The organism is Burkholderia sp. KL41, from assembly GCF_057005415.2.
On the sequence record NZ_CM174447.1, the window covers coordinates 256,325 to 273,721 of the forward strand.

The window sequence follows — 17,397 nt, forward strand, 5'->3', positions numbered from 1 at the left end:
ATCTGATTATCCGGGCGGCATCAGTTGGTAAAAGGTCCCGGGTTCGACGAAACGGCAGATCGCAACGGCAGGCGCCGGAATGTCTCCCCGGTCGCGGCGAGCACAGTGCCCCGGGGCGACCGCGCCCCGTCCGGGAATCAGGCAGGGCCGGAGACGTCGCCAGTCCGATATAGTCACGCAGGAAGATTTCAGCAGCACGCCCCGGAACCCCCGCCTCGATGAAACGCTCCCATGTCGTTTACGCCCTCACGGGCCTGCTTGTCGCGCTGCCGATTGCCGCGTATGCGCTGGTCAAGCCGCTGCGCGTCGTCGCGCCCGCGCTGGTCCCCGGCGTGTCGTGCCCGAGCGCCGATCTCTGCACCGACGATGCCGCGAGGCTCGGCGACGCACGGCAGCTCTATCGCGACGGTTATGCACGCGCGGCGGCAGCCGTCGGCGCGTTCCGGGAGGCGCCGCGCGTCGTGTTCTGTTCGACCCGCGCGTGTGCCGATGCATTCGGCCTCGGCCAGCGCGCGGCGCTGACGCTCGGGAATTTCGGCGTGGTTGTCGCACCGCGCGGCTGGCAGACCTACTTTCTCGCGCACGAACTGATCCATCACCGCCAGGCGGAAGTGCTCGGCAACCTGGCCGTCGTGACCAAGCCGCGCTGGCTGATCGAAGGGATGGCGTATGCGCTCAGCGACGATCCGCGCCATCCGCTGGCGGAGCCGTTCGAAGCGTGGCGCACGCGTTTCGACGCATGGCATGCGGCGCTGGGCGGGCAGCCGTTGTGGGAGGCCGCGCGGGCGGTCGAATAGCGGGGCAAGGGCGCCGCGCGCGCCGTCTTGCCCCGCCGTCTGCCCGTCATGCCGGCGCGACCGGATCGTCGCGCCCGGCGCTGAGCGCGTCCCGCCCCGCCGCGAGGATTTCGTCGGCCAGCGCGGGCTCGGTGCCGGCGATCGCGCGCGACAGCACGAGCGCGCCGACCATCTGGCTGAAGACGGCGATCGCGTCGCGACGCGTCTGCGCCGGTGTCCCGCCTTCGACGGCCACCATCCGCTCCAGCCGGTCGAGATACGTGGCGAGGCCGTGCGCGTAGCACGCACGCGCCGCATCGGTCAGTCGCGGCGCATCGCCCGCGAAACCGGACAGCGGGCACCCGGCCTCGACGTTGTCGCGATGCGCGGCCGACAGATACGACGCCACCTGCGCGTCGAGACTGCCGGCGTTCGGCGAATCCGCGCGGTCCTGCATGGCCTTTTCCATCACCTCGGCCACCAGCGCGTCCTTCGACTTGAAATGGTTGTAGAAGCCGCCCTGCGTGAAGCCGGCTTCCTTCATCAGCTCCGTGAGTCCTACCGCGTCGACGCCGCGCACGCGGAACAGCCGCTCGGCGGCCGCAACGATCGCGCTCCGGTTCTCGGCAGCCTGCTGTCTTGAAACGCCCATCGATCCCTCCCTGATTTTTGCCGATCGCGTCGATTGAAAATCACAATGGCGACCACCATTGACATGAGCGGATTGCGTGAACACAATGCACGGCAAAGACAATGGTGATCGACATTGACATCGAGTGTAGCCGACTTGGCGGAAGGTGCAAAGCCGCTGCCGGAACAGTCGATGGCAATCGATCGGCGTCTTTGGCGCCGCCGGGGCACGTGTATCGGGCAACGGGCGGCTTGCCGTCTGCCGGCGGCGTACCGGTTCGGAACGCAATGGCAGCCTGGCTTTTTCACCGGATCTCACGCGCGCGGCGAGCCGGCGCGCATGCGATTCATCATGCGAAAGGAAGCGTCATGAAGATCGAAGGTGCAGTGGTGTTCGTCACGGGTGCGAATCGCGGGCTCGGGCTCGAGTTCGCGAAGCAGGCGCTTGCGAGAGGGGCGCGCAAGGTCTATGCGGCGGCGCGCGATCCGGCCACCGTGACGCTGCCGGGCGTCGTGCCGGTGAAGCTCGACGTGACCGATCCGGCGGCCGTCGCGGCGGCCGCCGACGCGGCGCGCGACGTCACGCTGCTGATCAACAACGCGGGCATCGCGCGACTCGGCAGCCTGACGGACGACGGTGCGACCGACGCATTGCGCGACCACTTCGAAACCAACGTGTTCGGGATGCTGGCGATGTCGCGCGCGTTCGCGGGCATCCTCGCCGGCCATGGCGGCGGCGCGATCCTGAACATCCTGTCCGTCGCGAGTTGGGTGAACCGGCCGATCCTGTCGGGCTACGGCGTGTCGAAATCGGCCGCGTGGGCGCTGACCAACGGGCTGCGCCATTCGCTGCGCGAGCAGCGCACGCAGGTCGTCGGGCTGCATGCCGGCTTCATCGATACCGACCTGACGGCCGGCCTCGACGTGCCGAAGGCGACGCCGGCCGACGTCGTGCGCCAGGCGTACGAAGCGATCGAAGCAGGGGAAGAAGAAGTGTCGACCGACGAGTTCACGCGGCAGGTGAAGGCCACGCTGTCGTCGGGCGTCTATCTGGAAGAACCGGCGCCGCGTTGACGCCGCCGGAACCTCGAACCCGCCTCCCGCGCCGCGTATGCGGTACGGGCGGCGGGCCGGGCCGTCAGGCCGTGGTGTCGATGATGCCCGGGATCTTCACGTCCGGGTTCACGTCCGCGTCGTAGTCGACGCCGGCGATCTCGAAGCCGAACAGGCGCAGGAACTCGGTCTTGTAGCCGGCGAAGTCGGTCAGCTCGTACAGGTTGTCGTTCGTCACGTGGTTCCACTGCGCGACGACCTTCGCCTGCACCTGCGGATCGAGCTCCTTGTAATCCGCGCGCAGGCGGCCTTCCTCGTCGACGTGCGGCGTCGCACCGTACAGGCTGTCCTTGAACAGCCCGTACACCTGCTCGATGCAGCCTTCGTGCGTGCCGGTTTCCTTCATCGTCTTGAACAGCAGCGACAGGTACAGCGGCATCATCGGGATCGCCGAGCTTGCCTGCGTGACGACGGCCTTCAGCACCGACACGCGCGCATCGCCGCCGTGCGCGGCCAGCTTGTCGCGGATCGACAGCACCTTCTTGTCGAGATCCTTCTTCGCTTCGCCGATCGAGCCGTTCCAGTAGATGTCGTGCGTGATCTGCTCGCCGAGATACGTGAACGCGGTCGTCTTCGCGCCGTCGGCCAGCACGCCGGCTTCATCGAGCGCGTCGATCCACATCTGCCAGTCCTCGCCGCCCATCACGGCGACGGTGCCGTCGATCTCTTCCTGCGTCGCCGGTTCCAGCGTGACGTCGCGGATCACTTCCTTGTCGGTGTCGAGGCCGCGGAACGTGACCGTCTTGCCGATCGGCTTGAGCGTCGAGCTGATGGTTTCGCCCGTCTTCGGATGCGTGCGGCGCGGTGCCGCGAGGCTGTAGACGACGAGATCGACCTTGCCGAGATCCTGCTTGATGGTGTCGATCGTGACCTGCTTGACCTTGTCGGAGAATGCGTCGCCGTTGATGCTGCGCGCATAGACCCCTTTTTCGGCGGCGAATTTCTCGAACGCGGCGCTGTTGTACCAGCCGGCCGTGCCCGGCTTCGTTTCGCTGCCGGCGCGCTCGAAGAACACGCCGAGCGTGTCCGCGCCCGAGCCGAATGCGGCCGAGATCCGGGCGGCGAGGCCGTAGCCGGTCGACGCGCCGATCACGAGCACCTTTTTCGGGCCGTTGGCGATCGGGCCGTGCGAAGTCACGTAGTCGATCTGTTCCTTGACGTTGGCTTCACAGCCGACCGGATGAGTCGTCACGCAGATGAAGCCACGCACGCGCGGTTTGATGATCATGGAAACCCTCTAGTCAGAAAGGCAGAAACGGCCTGAAATCGGAAAAATCCCGCGCATTGTAATGGAAGCGGCCGATCGCGGGCGGGCGCGGCCGGAACCTGGCGGATCGTCCGGTTATTTCTCTCTTGACAGAAATAACTGAAATGCCTAAATTTCACGCCATGGAACTCACACCGATTGCCGAACGATTCATTCTCCACTGGGGCGAAATGGGCTCGAGGTGGGGCGTCAACCGCACCGTCTCGCAGATCCACGCGCTGCTGTATCTGGCCGGCCGGCCGGTCGCGGCCGACGAGATCGCCGAGACGCTCAACGTCGCGCGCTCCAACGTCAGCACGAGCCTGAAGGAGCTGCAGGCATGGCGGCTCGCGAAGGTCGTGCATGTGCTGGGCGACCGCCGCGACCACTTCGAGACGTCGACCGACATCTGGGAACTGTTCAAGCTGATCGTCGAAGGGCGGCGCCAGCGCGAGATCGAGCCGACGCTCACGGTGCTGCGCGATTGCCTGACGAATCCGGAGATCGCGAACGAGAGCCGCGAGACCGAGCAGCGCATCCGCGACACGTTGCAGTTCGTCGAGACGCTCACGACCTGGTCGGACGAGATGCTGCGGCTCAAGCCCGATACGCTGATGAAGGCGCTCGGCATCGGCGCGAAGATCAGCCAGACGGTCAGGCGCAAGCCGTCGAAGTAAGCGTTACGCGCAGTGCGGGCAGGCAGCCCGCTTTTTTTGGGGTTTTTATTTCTGTCTGTACAGAAATAACTGTAAGTAGAGGATGAAAATGAACGCTGTCTTGCCGTCGACCTGCCCGCAGGGCCGCACCGGGGCGCGCCGCATGACGGTCCTCGTGTGCGGCGCGAACGGCTTCATCGGGCGGGCACTGTGCGCGCAGCTCGAAGCCGGCGGCCATCGTGTGCTGCGCGGCGTGCGGCATGCGGCCGGCCCGTGCGACGTCGCGATCGACTTCGCCGCCGACATCGATCCCGACGCGTGGCTCGCGCGGCTGAAGGGCGTCGACGTGGTGATCAATGCGGTCGGCATCCTCGCCGATCGGCGCGGCGCGACGCTCGACGCCGTGCACCGTGCCGCGCCGTGCGCACTCTTTAGCGCGTGCTGCCGCGCCGGCGTGCGGCGCGTGATCCAGATCTCGGCGCTCGGCGTCGAGCGCGGCGGCACGCGCTACTTCGCCAGCAAGCTCGCCGCCGACCGCTTCCTGCAGGCGCTGCCGATCGACTTCCGGATCGTGCGGCCCGCGCTCGTCTACGGCACGGACGGCGCGTCCGCGCGGTTTTTCCGGATGCTCGCGAGCCTGCCCGTGCAGGTGCTGCCGGCGGGCGGCCGTCAGCGGCTGCGCCCTGTGCACGTCGACGATCTCGCCGAAGTCGTCGCGCGGCTCGTCGTGCAACCGGGCGATGCGTCGGCGGCCGGCCGTGCGGTGATCGACGTGGTCGGCAACGACGAAGTCGAATACCGCGAGATGCTGGCCCGCTACCGTGCCGCGCTGGGATTTGCGCCGGCCGCCCGCGTGACGCTGCCGGGCCCGCTGGCCGGCGCGGCGGCCGCGTTGCTCGGCACGCTGCCGGGCGCGATGTTCACGCGCGACACGTGGACGATGCTGCGTGGCGGGAACACCGGCGATCCGGCCGCCGTCACGACCGTGCTCGGCCGGCCGCCGCGCGGGATCGCCGGCTTCGTCGGCACGGAAGCCGCCGCGCTGCGTCGCGACGCGCTGGCGATGTGGCGTCGGCCGTTGCTGCGGGGCGCGCTCGCGATCGTGTGGATCTGGACGGCCATCGCCAGCGCGTTCATCCATCCGCTGCCCGCGAGCCTCGCGCTGCTCGCGCCTGCGCACCTCACGGGGCTGCCCGCGCTGATCGCGCTGTACGCGGCCAGCGCGCTGGACTTCGCGTTCGGCATCGCGACCGTCGCCGCGCCTTCACGGCGCCTGTGGGCAGCGCAAGCGGCGTTGATCGTCGCGTACTCGGCCGTCATCGCGCTCACGATGCCGGCGCTGCTCGCCGAGCCGTTCGGCCCCGTGCTCAAGAACGTGCCGATTCTCGCGATCCTGTTGATCCTTTTTTCAGAAGAAGAACAAGCATGAATACCTATCTCGTCATCAAGGCGCTTCACATCCTGTCCTCGGTGCTGCTGGTCGGCACCGGCTTCGGCACCGCGTTCTACCTGTTCTTTGCGAACCGCACGCAGTCGGTGCCCGCGATCGCGGCCGTGTCGCGCCTCGTGGTGCGCGCGGACTGGTGGTTCACGACGCCGGCCGTGATCTTCCAGCCGGCATCCGGGCTCTGGCTCGCGCACACCGCCGGCTGGCCGTGGCATACGCCGTGGCTGCTCGCATCGATCGTGCTGTATGCGATCGCCGGGGCGTGCTGGCTGCCGGTCGTGTGGCTGCAGCTCGAACTTGCATCGATGGCGAAGCTCGCCCATGCGAACGGCGACGCCGCATTGCCGGAGCGCTACTGGCGCTATGCGAAGCGCTGGGAACTGCTCGGCTACCCGGCGTTCTTCGCGATGCTGTCCGTCTACTTCCTGATGGTGCTCAAGCCGATGTAAGCGCGTGGCCGCCGCCGCACGGGAGCGGCGGTACGGCGCGCGGGAAAGCAGTCGATCGATTCACGATGCACGCAAGAACAAGAAGGAATGCGAATCATGGAATCAAGTGAACTGGTGCTGTACTTCGACGGACGATGTCCGTTATGTGTCGCGCAGATACGGCGTCTCGGTGCCCGCGACGCGCAGCAGCGGCTGGCTTTCGTCGATATCGCCGGGCCGGGCTTCGACCCGGCGCCGCTGGGCGTCGGCCTGCCCGCGCTGAATCGCGAGCTTCATGCGCGTCTGCCGGACGGACGCATGCTGACCGGTGTGGACGGCATCCTCGCCGCCCATGCGCTGACCGGGCGCGGCTGGCTCGTCCGGCTGCTTCGCGTGCCGGTCGTGCGCGGTGTGCTGGCACCGCTGTATCGCCGCTTCGCACGCAACCGGCACGCCGTTTCGCGCTGGCTCGGCTATCGCGCCGAAGCGGCGTGCGGTAGCGACCGTGCCGCCGAACCCGCCGAACCCGCGGCCGATCGTCCCGCGCGCGATGACATGCGCCGCATCGTGGTGACCTGGATGTACGGCGCGGCGCTTGCCCACCTGCTCGTCGGCATCGCCGTTCCGTGGGTGGCCGGCACGCCGTGGCTCGACGCGTATCACCGCGTCATCGAGCTGCATTTCTGGGCGGGCACGGCGCCCGGCCCGGCGCGCGCGCAGCAGGTCTGGTGGATGTCGCTGATCGGCGCGACGGTGCAATGCGCGTCGGTCTGGATGCTGGCGCTCGTCCACCTCGGCAACCGGCTGCGCCGGCGGGAGGTGTGGGGGTGGCTGCTGGCCGGCCTGTCGATCTGGGCGCCGCAGGACATGCTGTTTTCATTGCAGGCCCGAGTATCGGGCCACGTTGCGATCGACGCGGCGGCACTCGTTGCGATGGTGCCGCCACTTGTGTGGCTGTGGAGGAGGGATACCCCATGAACACCTTGCCTGCTTACGACTGGGCGCTCAACCTGCTGATCGTGCAGGGCGCGATGGGCGCATTCGATACGCTCTATCACCACGAACTCACGCAGGATCTGCCGCACAGCCCGCGCGCGCGGCTCGAGCTGGGGATTCACGCGGTGCGCTCCGTGCTTTACGGTCTCGTATTCGCGTCGATCGCGAACGTCGCCTTTCACGGCGCGTGGGTCGCGGCCCTCGCGGCGGTGGTGGTCGTCGAGGTGGTGCTGACGTTGTGGGATTTCGTCGTCGAGGACCAGAGCCGCAAGCTGCCGGCGACCGAGCGCGTGCTGCACACGCTGCTGGCCGTCAACGGCGGCGCGCTGTTCGCGATGATCGCGATGCAGCTGGCCGTCTGGGCGCACGAGCCGACCGCGCTTCAGGTACTCGGCCTCGGCTGGCGCGGCGGGTTGCTGAGCGTGTTTGCCGTCGGCGTGACGGTATCGGGCATCCGCGACGGAATCGCGGCCTGCCGGATCGCGCAACGCGCGCCGGCCGCCAATCCGTTCGCGGGGCAGCCGCCGGGGAACGTGCTCGTCACAGGCGGCACCGGCTTCATCGGCGAAACCCTCGTGAACCATCTGCTCGATGCGGGCCATACGGTCACGTTGCTGGCGCGCGACCCGCTGCGCGCGGCCTACTCGTTTCAGGGCCGTGTGCGCAGCGTGACGTCCGCCGGACAACTGCAGCCGCACGAGCGTTTCGACACGGTCATCAACCTCGCGGGGGCGCCGGTGCTGGGCGCGCGCTGGAGCAAGCGCCGGCAGGCGGTGCTGCTCGCCAGCCGCGTCGGCGTCACGGAATCGCTGATGCGCTGGGTCGAGACCGCCGAGGTCAAGCCCTGCACGTGGATCCAGGCGTCGGCGATCGGCTACTACGGCGTGCGGCCTTCCGACGAACGGCTCGACGAGCGCAGCAGCGCCGGCAGCGGCTTCATGTCCGGGCTGTGCCGGCAGTGGGAGCAGTCCGCGCAGGCGCTCGAGCGTCATGGCGTGCGCACGGTGGTGCTGCGGCTGGGCCTCGTGTTCGGCCCCGGCGGCGCGTTGCGCCCGATGCTGCTGCCGCACTACTTCGGGATGGGCGGGCGATTCGGCGACGGCAAGCAGGTGATGAGCTGGATACACCGGGACGACGTGCTGCGGATCATTGCACGCGTGATGTCGAACGCGGGCATGCACGGCGTCTACAACGCGGTCGCACCCGCGCCGTTGACCCAGCGCGAGTTCGTGCAGGTCGTGTCGAGGGTGTTGCGTCGCCCGGCCTGGCTGCACGTGCCGGCCGCGCCGCTGCGCGTCGCGATGGGCGAGATGGCCGAGCTGCTGCTGGACGGGCAGCGGGTGATGCCGGCGCGGCTGCATCAGGACGGATTCATGTTCCGGTTCCCGACGGCCGAGCACGCGCTGCGTGACCTGACGAACCGGCCGCATGGAGATTTTGAGCACGCGGCCTGCCGTTTGCCTCGCGGTCGTGTTTGACTGCTCTCCCCGTGCCCCGAAGGAAGTTCCCCAGGGGAAAAGGACGAGGGTTCCCGGAGCAAACCTGCTAAATTCGGCGTGAATGCGTTCGTGGCGCGCCGTGCGCCCCGAACGTTCCGCATCCGACCTCACAAGGAGACTGCATGCTGCACATCCTCGGCAAGATTCCGTCCATCAACGTCCGCAAGGTGCTGTGGCTGTGCACCGAACTGAACCTGCCGTTCGAACAGGAAGACTGGGGCGCGGGCTTTCGCACGACCAACGATCCGGCCTATCTCGCGCTGAACCCGAACGCGCTCGTGCCCGTCATCAAGGACGACGATTTCGTGCTCTGGGAATCGAACACGATCATCCGCTACCTCGCGAACCGTTACGGCGGCGACGCGCTGTATCCGGCCGAGCCGCAGGCGCGTGCGCGGGTCGATCAATGGATCGACTGGCAGGGCGCGGACCTGAACCGCTCGTGGGTCGGCGCGTTCCTCGGCCTCGTGCGGAAATCGCCCGATCACCAGGATCCGGCCGGCATCGCGCAGTCGATCGCAGGCTGGACGAAGCACATGCAGGTGCTGAACGCGCAGCTCGAAAAGACGGGCGCATACGTGGCCGGCAACACGTTTACGCTCGCGGACATTCCGATCGGCCTGTCGGTGAACCGCTGGTTCGGCACGCCGTTCGAGCATCCGGAATTGCCGGCGGTGTCGCGTTATATCGAACGTCTCGCGACGCGCGAAGGTTTCAAGCAATACGCGGGCAGCGCGAATCCGTAAGGCCGGGCCGGCAGTGTGTGAAGCGGCCGTGTTGCAATCGCTGCCGCTTCACGCCTGACTCATCGATCCACGTACCCGTCGTCACGCGCCGGGCGCCGGCACCGCGTCGAGCACGCGCGCAAGAAACGCCTCGTGGTTCCACGCGGATTCCGGCCGCGACAGCCCGAGCCGCACGACCACCAGTTGACGGCTCGGCACCACGCTCACGAACTGGCCTTCATGGCCGACCGCATGAAACGCGTCGGCCGGCATCGCGACCGCGTGCGGATCGCGATCGTTGAACGGTTCCGGCACCTTGACCCACAGCTGCGCGCCGTATTCCTGGCGCGACGACTGCGGCGTCGCGCGCGTCAGGTAGCGTACCCAGCCGTCCGGCAGCAGCCGCTGCCCGTCCCACACGCCGTCCTGCAGCAGGAGCTGCCCGAAGCGCGCCCAGTCGCGCGCGCTCGCATACATGTACGACGCACTGACGAGTGTGCCCGACACATCGGGCTCGAACACCGCGCTGCGCATGCCGAGCGGCGCGAACAGCGCGCGACGCGGAAACGCGAGATAGTCGTCCCCGCTGCCGCCTAGCGCCTCGCGCATCACGCGCGCGACGATCGCGCTCGTGCCGCTCGAGTACGACCACTGCGTGCCGGGTGTCGCCGCGAGCGGCTTCGCCGATGCGAACCGCGCGGTATCGGGCTGCGTGAACAGCATCAACGCGACGTCGGACAGCGGGTCGTCGTAGTCCTCGTTGAATTGCAGGCCGCTCGTCATCCGCAGCAGCTCGTCGAGCGTGACGGCCGCGCGCGGATCGCCGCTGCCGCGCCATTCGGGCAGCAGCGCCGACGTATCGGGCGACAGCTTGTGTTGCGCGACGAGCGCGCCGACCAGCGCGGCCGTCACGGTCTTCGTCATCGACCAGCCGGGCAGCGGCGTGTCGGCCGTGAAGCCGGGCGCATAGCGTTCGGCGATCACCTGGCCGCGCCACATCACGACGACCGCGCGCGTGCGTCGCGGTCGTGCCGGATCGGGCTCGTCGAACGCGCGGTCGAGCGCGGTCTGCAGTTTCCGTGCGTCGATGCCGGCCGGCGGCGTGGCCGGCGCGGCTGGTGCAGGCTGCGCGGGCGGCGGATCGGGGAGGGGCGCCAGCGCGGCCGGCAATGCGGCGGGCGACGGCCCGATCGCGAGCGTGCAGCCGAGCCCGGGCCGGAAGTCGGCTTCGCGCCGGGCGAAGCCGGCGAAGGTCGCCACGGCGCGATGATGGTCGGGATCGATCGACGGGCGGACCAGTTTCAGCAGCGGATGCACGCCGGCCATGATGTCGACGTCGATCACGGACGCGGCAGGGCGGCCCGATACGTACACGCCGGAACACAGCGCCTTCGCCGCATAACCGGTCGCGACCGGCGCGAGCCGGGACAGCATGTAGCCCGTGTAGCCGATCGCGGCGACGACCGCGAGCGCGACGCCGCGCAGGATCGGCTTCTTGAAGGGGATCGTCATGCGCGGGTGTCCTCGGTTGTCTGAAGGCGGAACACGAACCGGCAGTGTCGCAGGTTCGGGCCGGCGGTGGCAATCGCGAGGGGCGGCGATGCGGGGCAGCGTCGACACGGCGCGGATTGCCCGGCCTGTACGAATCGTCTGTGTCGATCGCCGAGGTTGAACGAGCGCGTGCGGCCCGTTCAAGCGGCGCATCACTGCGCGTTGTCGTTGTCGGAGCGCAGGGCCCAGACCTTCGCGGTATTCGTGCTGTCGTCGACGGCCGCGAATTGCGGCCGGCCTTTGCTGCCGTGCCCGAACGCCGGGCCGAACGCGGCCCCGGAAACGGTGTCGACCTGCATTTGCGCGACGAAGCGCCCGTCCACCGTGAATTCGACGATCTCGCTCGGCTGCAGCGGGTCGGCAGTTGACTGCGTCGCCGTTCGCGGTCACGAGATCGCCGTTCGGTGCGAGCGCCAGCGCGACCCGGCCTGACAAGTTGAAATCCGACCCGTCGTCGGCCGATAATCGTCCGGCATTGCACTCCCGCTTTCCCAGTCCAACCGATATCGGAAACCGACATGTCCTACGACAACAACAACCCGTTCGCCAGAATCCTGCGTGGCGAACTGCCGTGCGTGAAGGTCGCGGAAGACGACACGACGCTCGCGATCATGGATCTGATGCCGCAGGCCGACGGCCACGTGCTCGTGATCCCGAAGGAGCCGGCCGCGCAGATCTTCGACTTGTCCGGCGATGCAGCCGCGGCCGGCATCCGCATGACGCAGCGCGTCGCGGCGGCGGTGCGCGCGGCGCTCGAGCCGGACGGCGTGTTCATCGGCCAGTTCAACGGCGCGGCAGCCGGCCAGACGGTTCCGCACGTGCACTTCCACGTGATCCCGCGCTGGGAAGGCGCCGAGTTGCGGATGCACGCGCGCGAGATCGCCGACGCGGCGACGCTCGAAGCGCTCGCGCAGCGCATTCGCGCGCGCTTCGTGTAACGCGTCGATTGCACGCGGCACGGCGCGCCACGGCACACCGGCCGGCCACCGCGCCATCGCCTGTTCGGCGGTCATGCGAGGTAACACGTGTAACCGCCGGCGAAACTCGGCCCGGCCGACCCGGCGCTAGACTCGGCGCATTGCTTCATCGAGCGACAGGAAGGGCGGATCGCCTCTTCGTGCCGGCCGCCGCACCTTGCGGCGGCGCGGCGTTCGCGAGGTGCCATTCGTCTTTCGCGCCGGGAATCGAGCCATGTCCAGACTTCTCATTACGCTTGCCCTGATCGGCGGCCTGTCCGGCTGCTACGTCGCGCCGCCCTACGGCTACGCGCCCGCGCCGGCCTATTACGGCTATGCGCCGGCGTATTACGCGCCGCCTGTCAGCGTCGGGATCGGCGGCAACTTCCGCATCCGCTGATCCGGCACCGGGCGCGGGCCCTGGCCGCCCCGGTCAGGGTCGCGGCGTTGTGCCGGACGATGCGCACGGATTCGCGCGCCGCATGACGGCGCCGCGCCGCGCGGCGTGCGCGCGGTTCCTATACTTCACAGGAAAGCGCATTCCGGCGAGGCAGTCATGACAGTCACCCGCAAGGTCGCCGCCCTGTCGGGCATCTCCACGCTCGTTTATCTCGGGCTCGCGGTGCTCGGCAGCGGCGGGTTCGCGGCCTTCTTCTCGCATCCGCCGCTGACCGTCGTCGTCGTCGCGACGCTCGTGATGGCCGTCGCGACGATGTTCACCGAAGGCAACCTGAGCAGCGGCGAGCGCGAGAACCGCGACAACCGCTGGGTGCTCGCGGCGTTCGGGGTGAGCGGGTTCCTGCTGGCCTACCTGCCCGCGCTGACCGACCGGCTCGACTTCTGGACCTTCGGCGGCGACGCGGTGCGCTGGGCCGGCGTTGCGCTCTACATCGCGGGCGGCGTGCTGCGCATCTGGCCCGTGTTCGTGCTCGGCAAGCGCTTCAGCGGGCTCGTCGCGATCCAGCCGGGCCATACGCTCGTGACCGACGGCATCTACCGCCGCATCCGCAATCCGAGCTATCTCGGCCTGCTCGTCAATTCGGTCGGCTGGGCGCTCGCGTTCCGCTCGGGTGTCGGCGTGCTGCTGGTCGCGTTGACGATGATCCCGCTCGTCGCGCGTATTCGCTCCGAAGAGGCGCTGCTGCGTGCGCAATTCGGCGCCGAGTACGACGCGTATTGCGCGCGAACCTGGCGGCTGCTGCCCGGCGTGTACTGACCCCCTTCATTTTTCCCCGACCGTCGTTTCCGGGCCCGCTCACGACACGTGCCCGATGTGTTGCCACGTGTGTCGCAAACGTGCGACGCCCCGCATGGGCGACCCGTCGTTGCGCAGGGCCGGAACCTCGGCAAAGCCAATGCCGGCGCGGGTCTGCGGGCATTCTGGTGCGGGTGTTCGGGGGCGCCAATTCGTAAACAACTTGTTACCAGAATGTCGACGGCAAGGATGCGGGACCGGTGCTATTCTTCGCCGCAAGCTCATTGAAATGAATTGATCCGCGGTTCGGCACAATGCCGGATCCGACGCCGATCGGTTCAGATCGTCGTACCGAGCGGACCTTCGATAACCAGATTGCGAACAAGGAAGAATACGGGAATGTGGAAGAAAATCGCCCCCGCTCTCGTCGTCGCCGCGCTGACCGGCGCGACTGCGCTGCCGGCCCTGGCAGGTGACATGAACAACGCGCTTGGCGGCGCGCTCGGCGGGGTAGCCGGCGCAGCGGTCGGCGGTGCGCTCGGCGGCAGCACGGGCTCGGTGATCGGCGGCGCCATCGGCGGCGGCGCAGGCGGCGCGGTGACGTCGAACCGTCGCGAGCGCACCGGCGCGATCATCGGCGGCGCCCTCGGCGGCGGCGCAGGCACCGCGGCAGGCAACGCGATGGGCGGCCGCACGGGCGGCCTGCTGGGTGCGGCGGTCGGCGGCGGCGCCGGCGCGGCGCTCGGCGGCAACATGTCGCGCAGCTCGTACGAGCGCGATCATGGCGATCGTGGTTATCGCCACCGCAAGCATCGTCACCACCGCGACTGGGACTGATCGCCGCCCGCGCGGCACGGTGCGCGAACCGCGCACCGGCGCGTAGACGGCGTCGGCTTCCGACGCGAGATTCGGCCCGGCGGCCTGCCGGGCCGCCATCGCCGGTTAGACCGGCGAACACTTTCCGGCTTCACCAGCCGCGGCCGGATGCCCGATCGACGGGCCAGCCGGTTTCCCCTCCTCGCAGCATTTCTCCGTTTTCCGGCTACACCGCCTCTCGCGACGGAATGCGTCCGTGCAGCGTCGACATCCTTGGCGTTCCGTTCGCCCCCCGTTCGCCCCCCGTTCGATCCCCGTTCTGCCCCGTTCTGCCCCGTTGCCCCGTTCCGGTCCGACGACGGCTCATGATCGGTGCGGAGCGGCTCGCAGCCTTGCACGCTTCGGCGCACGCCAATCTGCGTAACCGGATGTATCGCGACCCGCGTGCGCGACCGGCGTGACCGCAGTTGCGTACCCGCGCCTCCAGCGCTGCCGACGTGCGTTCGCACGGCCCCACCCGTCAGGATTTCCCGGATAGCCAGACCGTCGCGCCGCGCTCCGTCACCGCGTATCGCGGGTGCCGGCAGGTAGTGGGAAATCGAATGGAATCCATCGCAACATTTAATTGGTCGATTGCGAACGACTTCGCTATCGTCGGCGATGCTCGCGTACGGCGTCGAACCGTGCCGCCGGCCGCGCCTCGCCGCATGAACGCGAGCGCCACGGCCCGGCCGCCGGCCCCACAAGCATGGGCCGCTGCGTCCGATGAACCGGACGAACCCGTCGCGAAGCCTGGCCGACCGAACGAAGGCGCATGCGCCTTCAAGCCACCCCGGCAACGATGTCCCGCCGCCGCATGCGTGCCCCACGCGCATGCGTGTCGCCCGATGCCGTTGGCGCCCGGGGCCGGACCAACCCATTGCCTGGATGCACTATGTCTAAGACAACGTATTACGCGCCGCACGGCGGCCACCCGCCGCAGACCGATCTGCTGACCGATCGCGCGATGTTCACCGAGGCGTACGCGGTGATCCCGAAGGGTGTGATGCGCGACATCGTCACGAGCTGGCTGCCGTTCTGGACGAACACGCGCCTGTGGGTGATCGCCCGCCCGCTGTCGGGGTTCGCGGAAACCTTCTCGCAGTACATCGTCGAAGTGAACCCGGGCGGCGGCAGCGACAAGCCCGAGCAGGACAAGAACGCCGAAGCCGTGCTGTTCGTCGTCGAAGGCGAAGCCGAGCTGACGCTGCAGGGCACGAAGCACGTGCTGAAGCCGGGCGGCTACGCGTTCATTCCGCCGGGCGCCGACTGGACGCTGCACAACGTCAGCGATGCCGCGGTGCGTTTCCACTGGGTGCGCAAGCATTACCAGGCCGTCGACGGCATTCCGCTGCCGGAAGCATTCGTGACCAACGAGCAGGACGTCGAACCGATCCCGATGCCGGGTACCAACGGCGCATGGGTGACGACGCGCTTCGTCGACATGAGCGACATGCGCCACGACATGCACGTGAACATCGTGACGTTCGAACCGGGCGGCGTGATTCCGTTCGCTGAAACGCACGTGATGGAGCACGGGCTGTACGTGCTCGAAGGCAAGGCCGTCTATCGCCTGAACCAGGACTGGGTCGAGGTCGAAGCGGGCGATTTCATGTGGCTGCGCGCGTTCTGCCCGCAGGCATGCTATTCGGGTGGCCCTGGCCGCTTCCGCTACCTGCTGTACAAAGACGTGAACCGTCACATGAACCTGACGCTGAATCCGGCGCGCTGAAGCGCCGCGCAAGTCGGACACGAAAGGCCGCCGGTGCAAGCCGGCGGTTTTTTTTCGGGCGCTTCGTGGGGCAGAACGTCGGCGGACAAGCTGTACGACAACCCGAACCCGCACCGTGCGAAGGCGTCGCGCGCGGTCGTCGAAGAGACATGAGGCCGCAAGCGCCAGGAGGCCTGAAATTGCGCCCGTTGGGGATACGGTAACCACTCGTATGCGGGTACGCGTTGCCCAACGCTGTCAGGACACCAACGGCCAGCGCATTGCCGCATACGCCGTTGGCGGAACGTCGGCGAACGGCTGCAATGGATCTGGAACCGGTCGTGACACATCGAGTCCGGCACGAGCGGCACGGTATGCTGATTCGTCGATCCGACGTATTGGCAGTGTCACAACCGCATACGCTCAATGCGAGGAGGGCGGCACCGCGAAACCGGATACCCATGCCGACAGCGAAGTGGCTCATGAGACCGTGATGGCGAGCTCCTCCGCATACGCATTCAACTGGTCACCTACCCGCACCTTCAGTACATCGATGAACCGTTTGATTTTCGCGTCGACGAACTGACGGGACGAATACATCGCATACACGTTGCGCTGAGCGGTGTGGAATTGAGGCAGGACACGAACGAGCGATCCTTTACGCAAATCGTCGATTGCCGAGAATGCGGCGATCAGCCCGATTCCGGCGCCTTCCTGCAGCACAGTGGACATGGCATCCATGTCGTTGACACCGAAGTACGATCCCGTCGGACGATACACCGCGTCACCGGCCCTGCCTTGCAGATGCCACTCGTCGGGTGCGTAATCGACCGTGCTGAGGAGCACACACGTGTGATCGGCGAGATCTTCCACACATTCGGGAGCCGGATGCCGTGCCAGATAATCGGGCGATGCCGCCAGAACGCAATGGCTTGCACCGATCTTCTGGCTCACATACGCCGAGTCCGGCAGGGTGCGCGCAATCACGATCGCCACGTCGAGCTGCTCTTCCAGCAGATTCGGCATTCGCTGCGACAGCATGAGATCGACCGATACTTCCGGGTATGCGCTTCGATAGGCCAGCACGGCTTGCGAAACCAGTCGACGGCCCAATCCGGGAACCGCGTGCACGCGTAATACACCGCGCGGCTCGAGGAGCGCATCGCGGGCTTCCGCTTCTGCCCGCTCGATGTCCGACAGGATCGCAACGCTGCGCTCGTAAAAACGTCGCCCCGCATCGGTGACCACGAGCCGTCGCGTCGAGCGCTGCAGCAACCGCGTATTGAGATTGTCCTCGAGTACCGAGACCGCTCGGGAAATGTTGCCGACCGTCGTATCGAGGTGGTTTGCGACAGCCGTGAAACTGCCCATCTCGACCACTTTCGCAAACACCGACATGGTGTGAACCTTGTCCATTACGCACCCTGGTTTTGAATTTTTCGTCGAATCGCTGCGTTTCGGCCCGCGCGAGCCAGTGATCATAGAGCGCGCGCCTGTTCCATGCAGTCAGCGCGCAAGAGCGTGTCGTTTTTGCGCATCCTTTCAATATGCCTTCATGTCGGCAGGGGATTTTCTCTCCCCAGACAAGATTCATTCTTTCCGGCCCCTCTAAG

17 protein-coding genes and 1 pseudogene are annotated in these 17,397 nt (G+C 67.6%); 13 read left to right on the plus strand and 5 right to left on the minus strand.

The genetic code is table 11. From position 1 onward, the window contains the following. Positions 1–218: 218 nt before the first annotated feature. Positions 219–797: a hypothetical protein gene (locus PQB87_RS18810; RefSeq protein WP_175830316.1), complete on the plus strand. Its 579-nt coding sequence runs from the start codon at positions 219–221 to the stop codon at positions 795–797. Between the two features lie 46 nt (positions 798–843). Here PQB87_RS18810 and PQB87_RS18815 read toward each other — a convergent pair whose 3' ends face one another. After that, positions 844–1,428, minus strand: a complete 585-nt coding sequence (locus PQB87_RS18815) for a TetR/AcrR family transcriptional regulator (RefSeq protein ID WP_059552615.1) — start codon at positions 1,426–1,428, stop codon at positions 844–846. Positions 1,429–1,775: 347 nt separating this feature from the next. Between PQB87_RS18815 and PQB87_RS18820 the strand changes: the two genes are divergently transcribed. Then, positions 1,776–2,480: an SDR family oxidoreductase gene (locus tag PQB87_RS18820; protein WP_048023522.1), complete on the plus strand. Its 705-nt coding sequence runs from the start codon at positions 1,776–1,778 to the stop codon at positions 2,478–2,480. A gap of 64 nt (positions 2,481–2,544) precedes the next feature. Here PQB87_RS18820 and fabV read toward each other — a convergent pair whose 3' ends face one another. After that, positions 2,545–3,747 carry an enoyl-ACP reductase FabV gene (gene fabV / locus PQB87_RS18825; RefSeq protein WP_021159934.1) on the minus strand — a complete coding sequence of 401 codons (1,203 nt, stop codon included), beginning with the start codon at positions 3,745–3,747 and terminating at the stop codon, positions 2,545–2,547. 161 nt (positions 3,748–3,908) lie between these two features. Here fabV and PQB87_RS18830 point away from each other — a divergent pair, with 161 nt between their 5' ends. The 6 genes from PQB87_RS18830 (at position 3,909) to PQB87_RS18855 (ending at position 9,537) form a co-directional block, all read left to right on the plus strand. Further along, the gene (locus PQB87_RS18830; RefSeq protein WP_006480371.1) at positions 3,909–4,442 is read left to right on the plus strand and encodes a GbsR/MarR family transcriptional regulator; all 534 of its coding nucleotides are present in this window, start codon (positions 3,909–3,911) and stop codon (positions 4,440–4,442) included. Between the two features lie 88 nt (positions 4,443–4,530). After that, positions 4,531–5,850 carry an SDR family oxidoreductase gene (locus PQB87_RS18835; protein ID WP_489243479.1) on the plus strand — a complete coding sequence of 440 codons (1,320 nt, stop codon included), beginning with the start codon at positions 4,531–4,533 and terminating at the stop codon, positions 5,848–5,850. Beyond that, on the plus strand, positions 5,847–6,317 hold the full coding sequence (locus PQB87_RS18840; RefSeq protein WP_021159932.1) for a DUF2269 family protein: 471 nt from the start codon (positions 5,847–5,849) through the stop codon (positions 6,315–6,317). The genes PQB87_RS18835 and PQB87_RS18840 overlap by 4 nt, the downstream gene beginning before the upstream one ends. Positions 6,318–6,413: 96 nt before the next feature. Beyond that, positions 6,414–7,274, plus strand: a complete 861-nt coding sequence (locus PQB87_RS18845; protein WP_489243480.1) for a thiol-disulfide oxidoreductase DCC family protein — start codon at positions 6,414–6,416, stop codon at positions 7,272–7,274. Continuing rightward, complete coding sequence (locus tag PQB87_RS18850) at positions 7,271–8,770, plus strand: TIGR01777 family oxidoreductase (RefSeq protein ID WP_489243481.1); 1,500 nt, start codon at positions 7,271–7,273, stop codon at positions 8,768–8,770. Before PQB87_RS18845 ends, PQB87_RS18850 begins: the two co-directional genes overlap by 4 nt. Positions 8,771–8,913: 143 nt before the next feature. Next, entirely contained in the window at positions 8,914–9,537 is a 624-nt protein-coding gene (locus tag PQB87_RS18855; protein ID WP_027790394.1) for a glutathione S-transferase family protein, read from the plus strand. 81 nt (positions 9,538–9,618) lie between these two features. Here PQB87_RS18855 and PQB87_RS18860 read toward each other — a convergent pair whose 3' ends face one another. Then, the gene (locus tag PQB87_RS18860) at positions 9,619–11,028 is read right to left on the minus strand and encodes a serine hydrolase domain-containing protein (protein ID WP_489243482.1); all 1,410 of its coding nucleotides are present in this window, start codon (positions 11,026–11,028) and stop codon (positions 9,619–9,621) included. Positions 11,029–11,219: 191 nt separating this feature from the next. After that, a pseudogene (locus PQB87_RS18865) lies at positions 11,220–11,505 on the minus strand (hypothetical protein); the annotation flags it as partial. Positions 11,506–11,585: 80 nt separating this feature from the next. Here PQB87_RS18865 and PQB87_RS18870 point away from each other — a divergent pair. The 5 genes from PQB87_RS18870 (at position 11,586) to PQB87_RS18890 (ending at position 15,805) form a co-directional block, all read left to right on the plus strand. Beyond that, positions 11,586–12,005, plus strand: a complete 420-nt coding sequence (locus tag PQB87_RS18870; RefSeq protein WP_021159927.1) for an HIT family protein — start codon at positions 11,586–11,588, stop codon at positions 12,003–12,005. Positions 12,006–12,258: 253 nt separating this feature from the next. Beyond that, the gene (locus PQB87_RS18875; protein ID WP_162836114.1) at positions 12,259–12,423 is read left to right on the plus strand and encodes a hypothetical protein; all 165 of its coding nucleotides are present in this window, start codon (positions 12,259–12,261) and stop codon (positions 12,421–12,423) included. A 156-nt stretch (positions 12,424–12,579) separates the two neighbouring features. Beyond that, on the plus strand, positions 12,580–13,239 hold the full coding sequence (locus PQB87_RS18880) for a methyltransferase family protein (RefSeq protein WP_489243483.1): 660 nt from the start codon (positions 12,580–12,582) through the stop codon (positions 13,237–13,239). Positions 13,240–13,617: 378 nt separating this feature from the next. After that, positions 13,618–14,055 carry a hypothetical protein gene (locus PQB87_RS18885; RefSeq protein ID WP_027790397.1) on the plus strand — a complete coding sequence of 146 codons (438 nt, stop codon included), beginning with the start codon at positions 13,618–13,620 and terminating at the stop codon, positions 14,053–14,055. A gap of 913 nt (positions 14,056–14,968) precedes the next feature. Then, complete coding sequence (locus tag PQB87_RS18890) at positions 14,969–15,805, plus strand: bifunctional allantoicase/(S)-ureidoglycine aminohydrolase (protein ID WP_048023509.1); 837 nt, start codon at positions 14,969–14,971, stop codon at positions 15,803–15,805. Positions 15,806–16,264: 459 nt separating this feature from the next. Here the strand turns inward: PQB87_RS18890 and PQB87_RS18895 are convergent, their stop codons facing one another. Continuing rightward, complete coding sequence (locus PQB87_RS18895; protein ID WP_059487527.1) at positions 16,265–17,200, minus strand: LysR family transcriptional regulator; 936 nt, start codon at positions 17,198–17,200, stop codon at positions 16,265–16,267. Positions 17,201–17,397: the final 197 nt, after the last annotated feature.

What these genes read in the sequence shown, in the direction of transcription:
- PQB87_RS18890 (WP_048023509.1), top strand. Translation starts at nt 14,969, where the DNA reads ATGTCTAAGACAACGTATTACGCGCCGCACGGCGGCCACCCGCCGCAG.
- PQB87_RS18810 (WP_175830316.1), top strand. Translation starts at nt 219, where the DNA reads ATGAAACGCTCCCATGTCGTTTACGCCCTCACGGGCCTGCTTGTCGCG.
- PQB87_RS18850 (WP_489243481.1), top strand. Translation starts at nt 7,271, where the DNA reads ATGAACACCTTGCCTGCTTACGACTGGGCGCTCAACCTGCTGATCGTG.
- PQB87_RS18820 (WP_048023522.1), top strand. Translation starts at nt 1,776, where the DNA reads ATGAAGATCGAAGGTGCAGTGGTGTTCGTCACGGGTGCGAATCGCGGG.
- PQB87_RS18875 (WP_162836114.1), top strand. Translation starts at nt 12,259, where the DNA reads ATGTCCAGACTTCTCATTACGCTTGCCCTGATCGGCGGCCTGTCCGGC.
- PQB87_RS18845 (WP_489243480.1), top strand. Translation starts at nt 6,414, where the DNA reads ATGGAATCAAGTGAACTGGTGCTGTACTTCGACGGACGATGTCCGTTA.
- fabV (WP_021159934.1), bottom strand. Translation starts at nt 3,747, where the DNA reads ATGATCATCAAACCGCGCGTGCGTGGCTTCATCTGCGTGACGACTCAT.
- PQB87_RS18855 (WP_027790394.1), top strand. Translation starts at nt 8,914, where the DNA reads ATGCTGCACATCCTCGGCAAGATTCCGTCCATCAACGTCCGCAAGGTG.
- PQB87_RS18870 (WP_021159927.1), top strand. Translation starts at nt 11,586, where the DNA reads ATGTCCTACGACAACAACAACCCGTTCGCCAGAATCCTGCGTGGCGAA.
- PQB87_RS18835 (WP_489243479.1), top strand. Translation starts at nt 4,531, where the DNA reads ATGAACGCTGTCTTGCCGTCGACCTGCCCGCAGGGCCGCACCGGGGCG.
- PQB87_RS18885 (WP_027790397.1), top strand. Translation starts at nt 13,618, where the DNA reads ATGTGGAAGAAAATCGCCCCCGCTCTCGTCGTCGCCGCGCTGACCGGC.
- PQB87_RS18840 (WP_021159932.1), top strand. Translation starts at nt 5,847, where the DNA reads ATGAATACCTATCTCGTCATCAAGGCGCTTCACATCCTGTCCTCGGTG.
- PQB87_RS18830 (WP_006480371.1), top strand. Translation starts at nt 3,909, where the DNA reads ATGGAACTCACACCGATTGCCGAACGATTCATTCTCCACTGGGGCGAA.
- PQB87_RS18815 (WP_059552615.1), bottom strand. Translation starts at nt 1,428, where the DNA reads ATGGGCGTTTCAAGACAGCAGGCTGCCGAGAACCGGAGCGCGATCGTT.
- PQB87_RS18895 (WP_059487527.1), bottom strand. Translation starts at nt 17,200, where the DNA reads ATGGACAAGGTTCACACCATGTCGGTGTTTGCGAAAGTGGTCGAGATG.
- PQB87_RS18880 (WP_489243483.1), top strand. Translation starts at nt 12,580, where the DNA reads ATGACAGTCACCCGCAAGGTCGCCGCCCTGTCGGGCATCTCCACGCTC.
- PQB87_RS18860 (WP_489243482.1), bottom strand. Translation starts at nt 11,028, where the DNA reads ATGACGATCCCCTTCAAGAAGCCGATCCTGCGCGGCGTCGCGCTCGCG.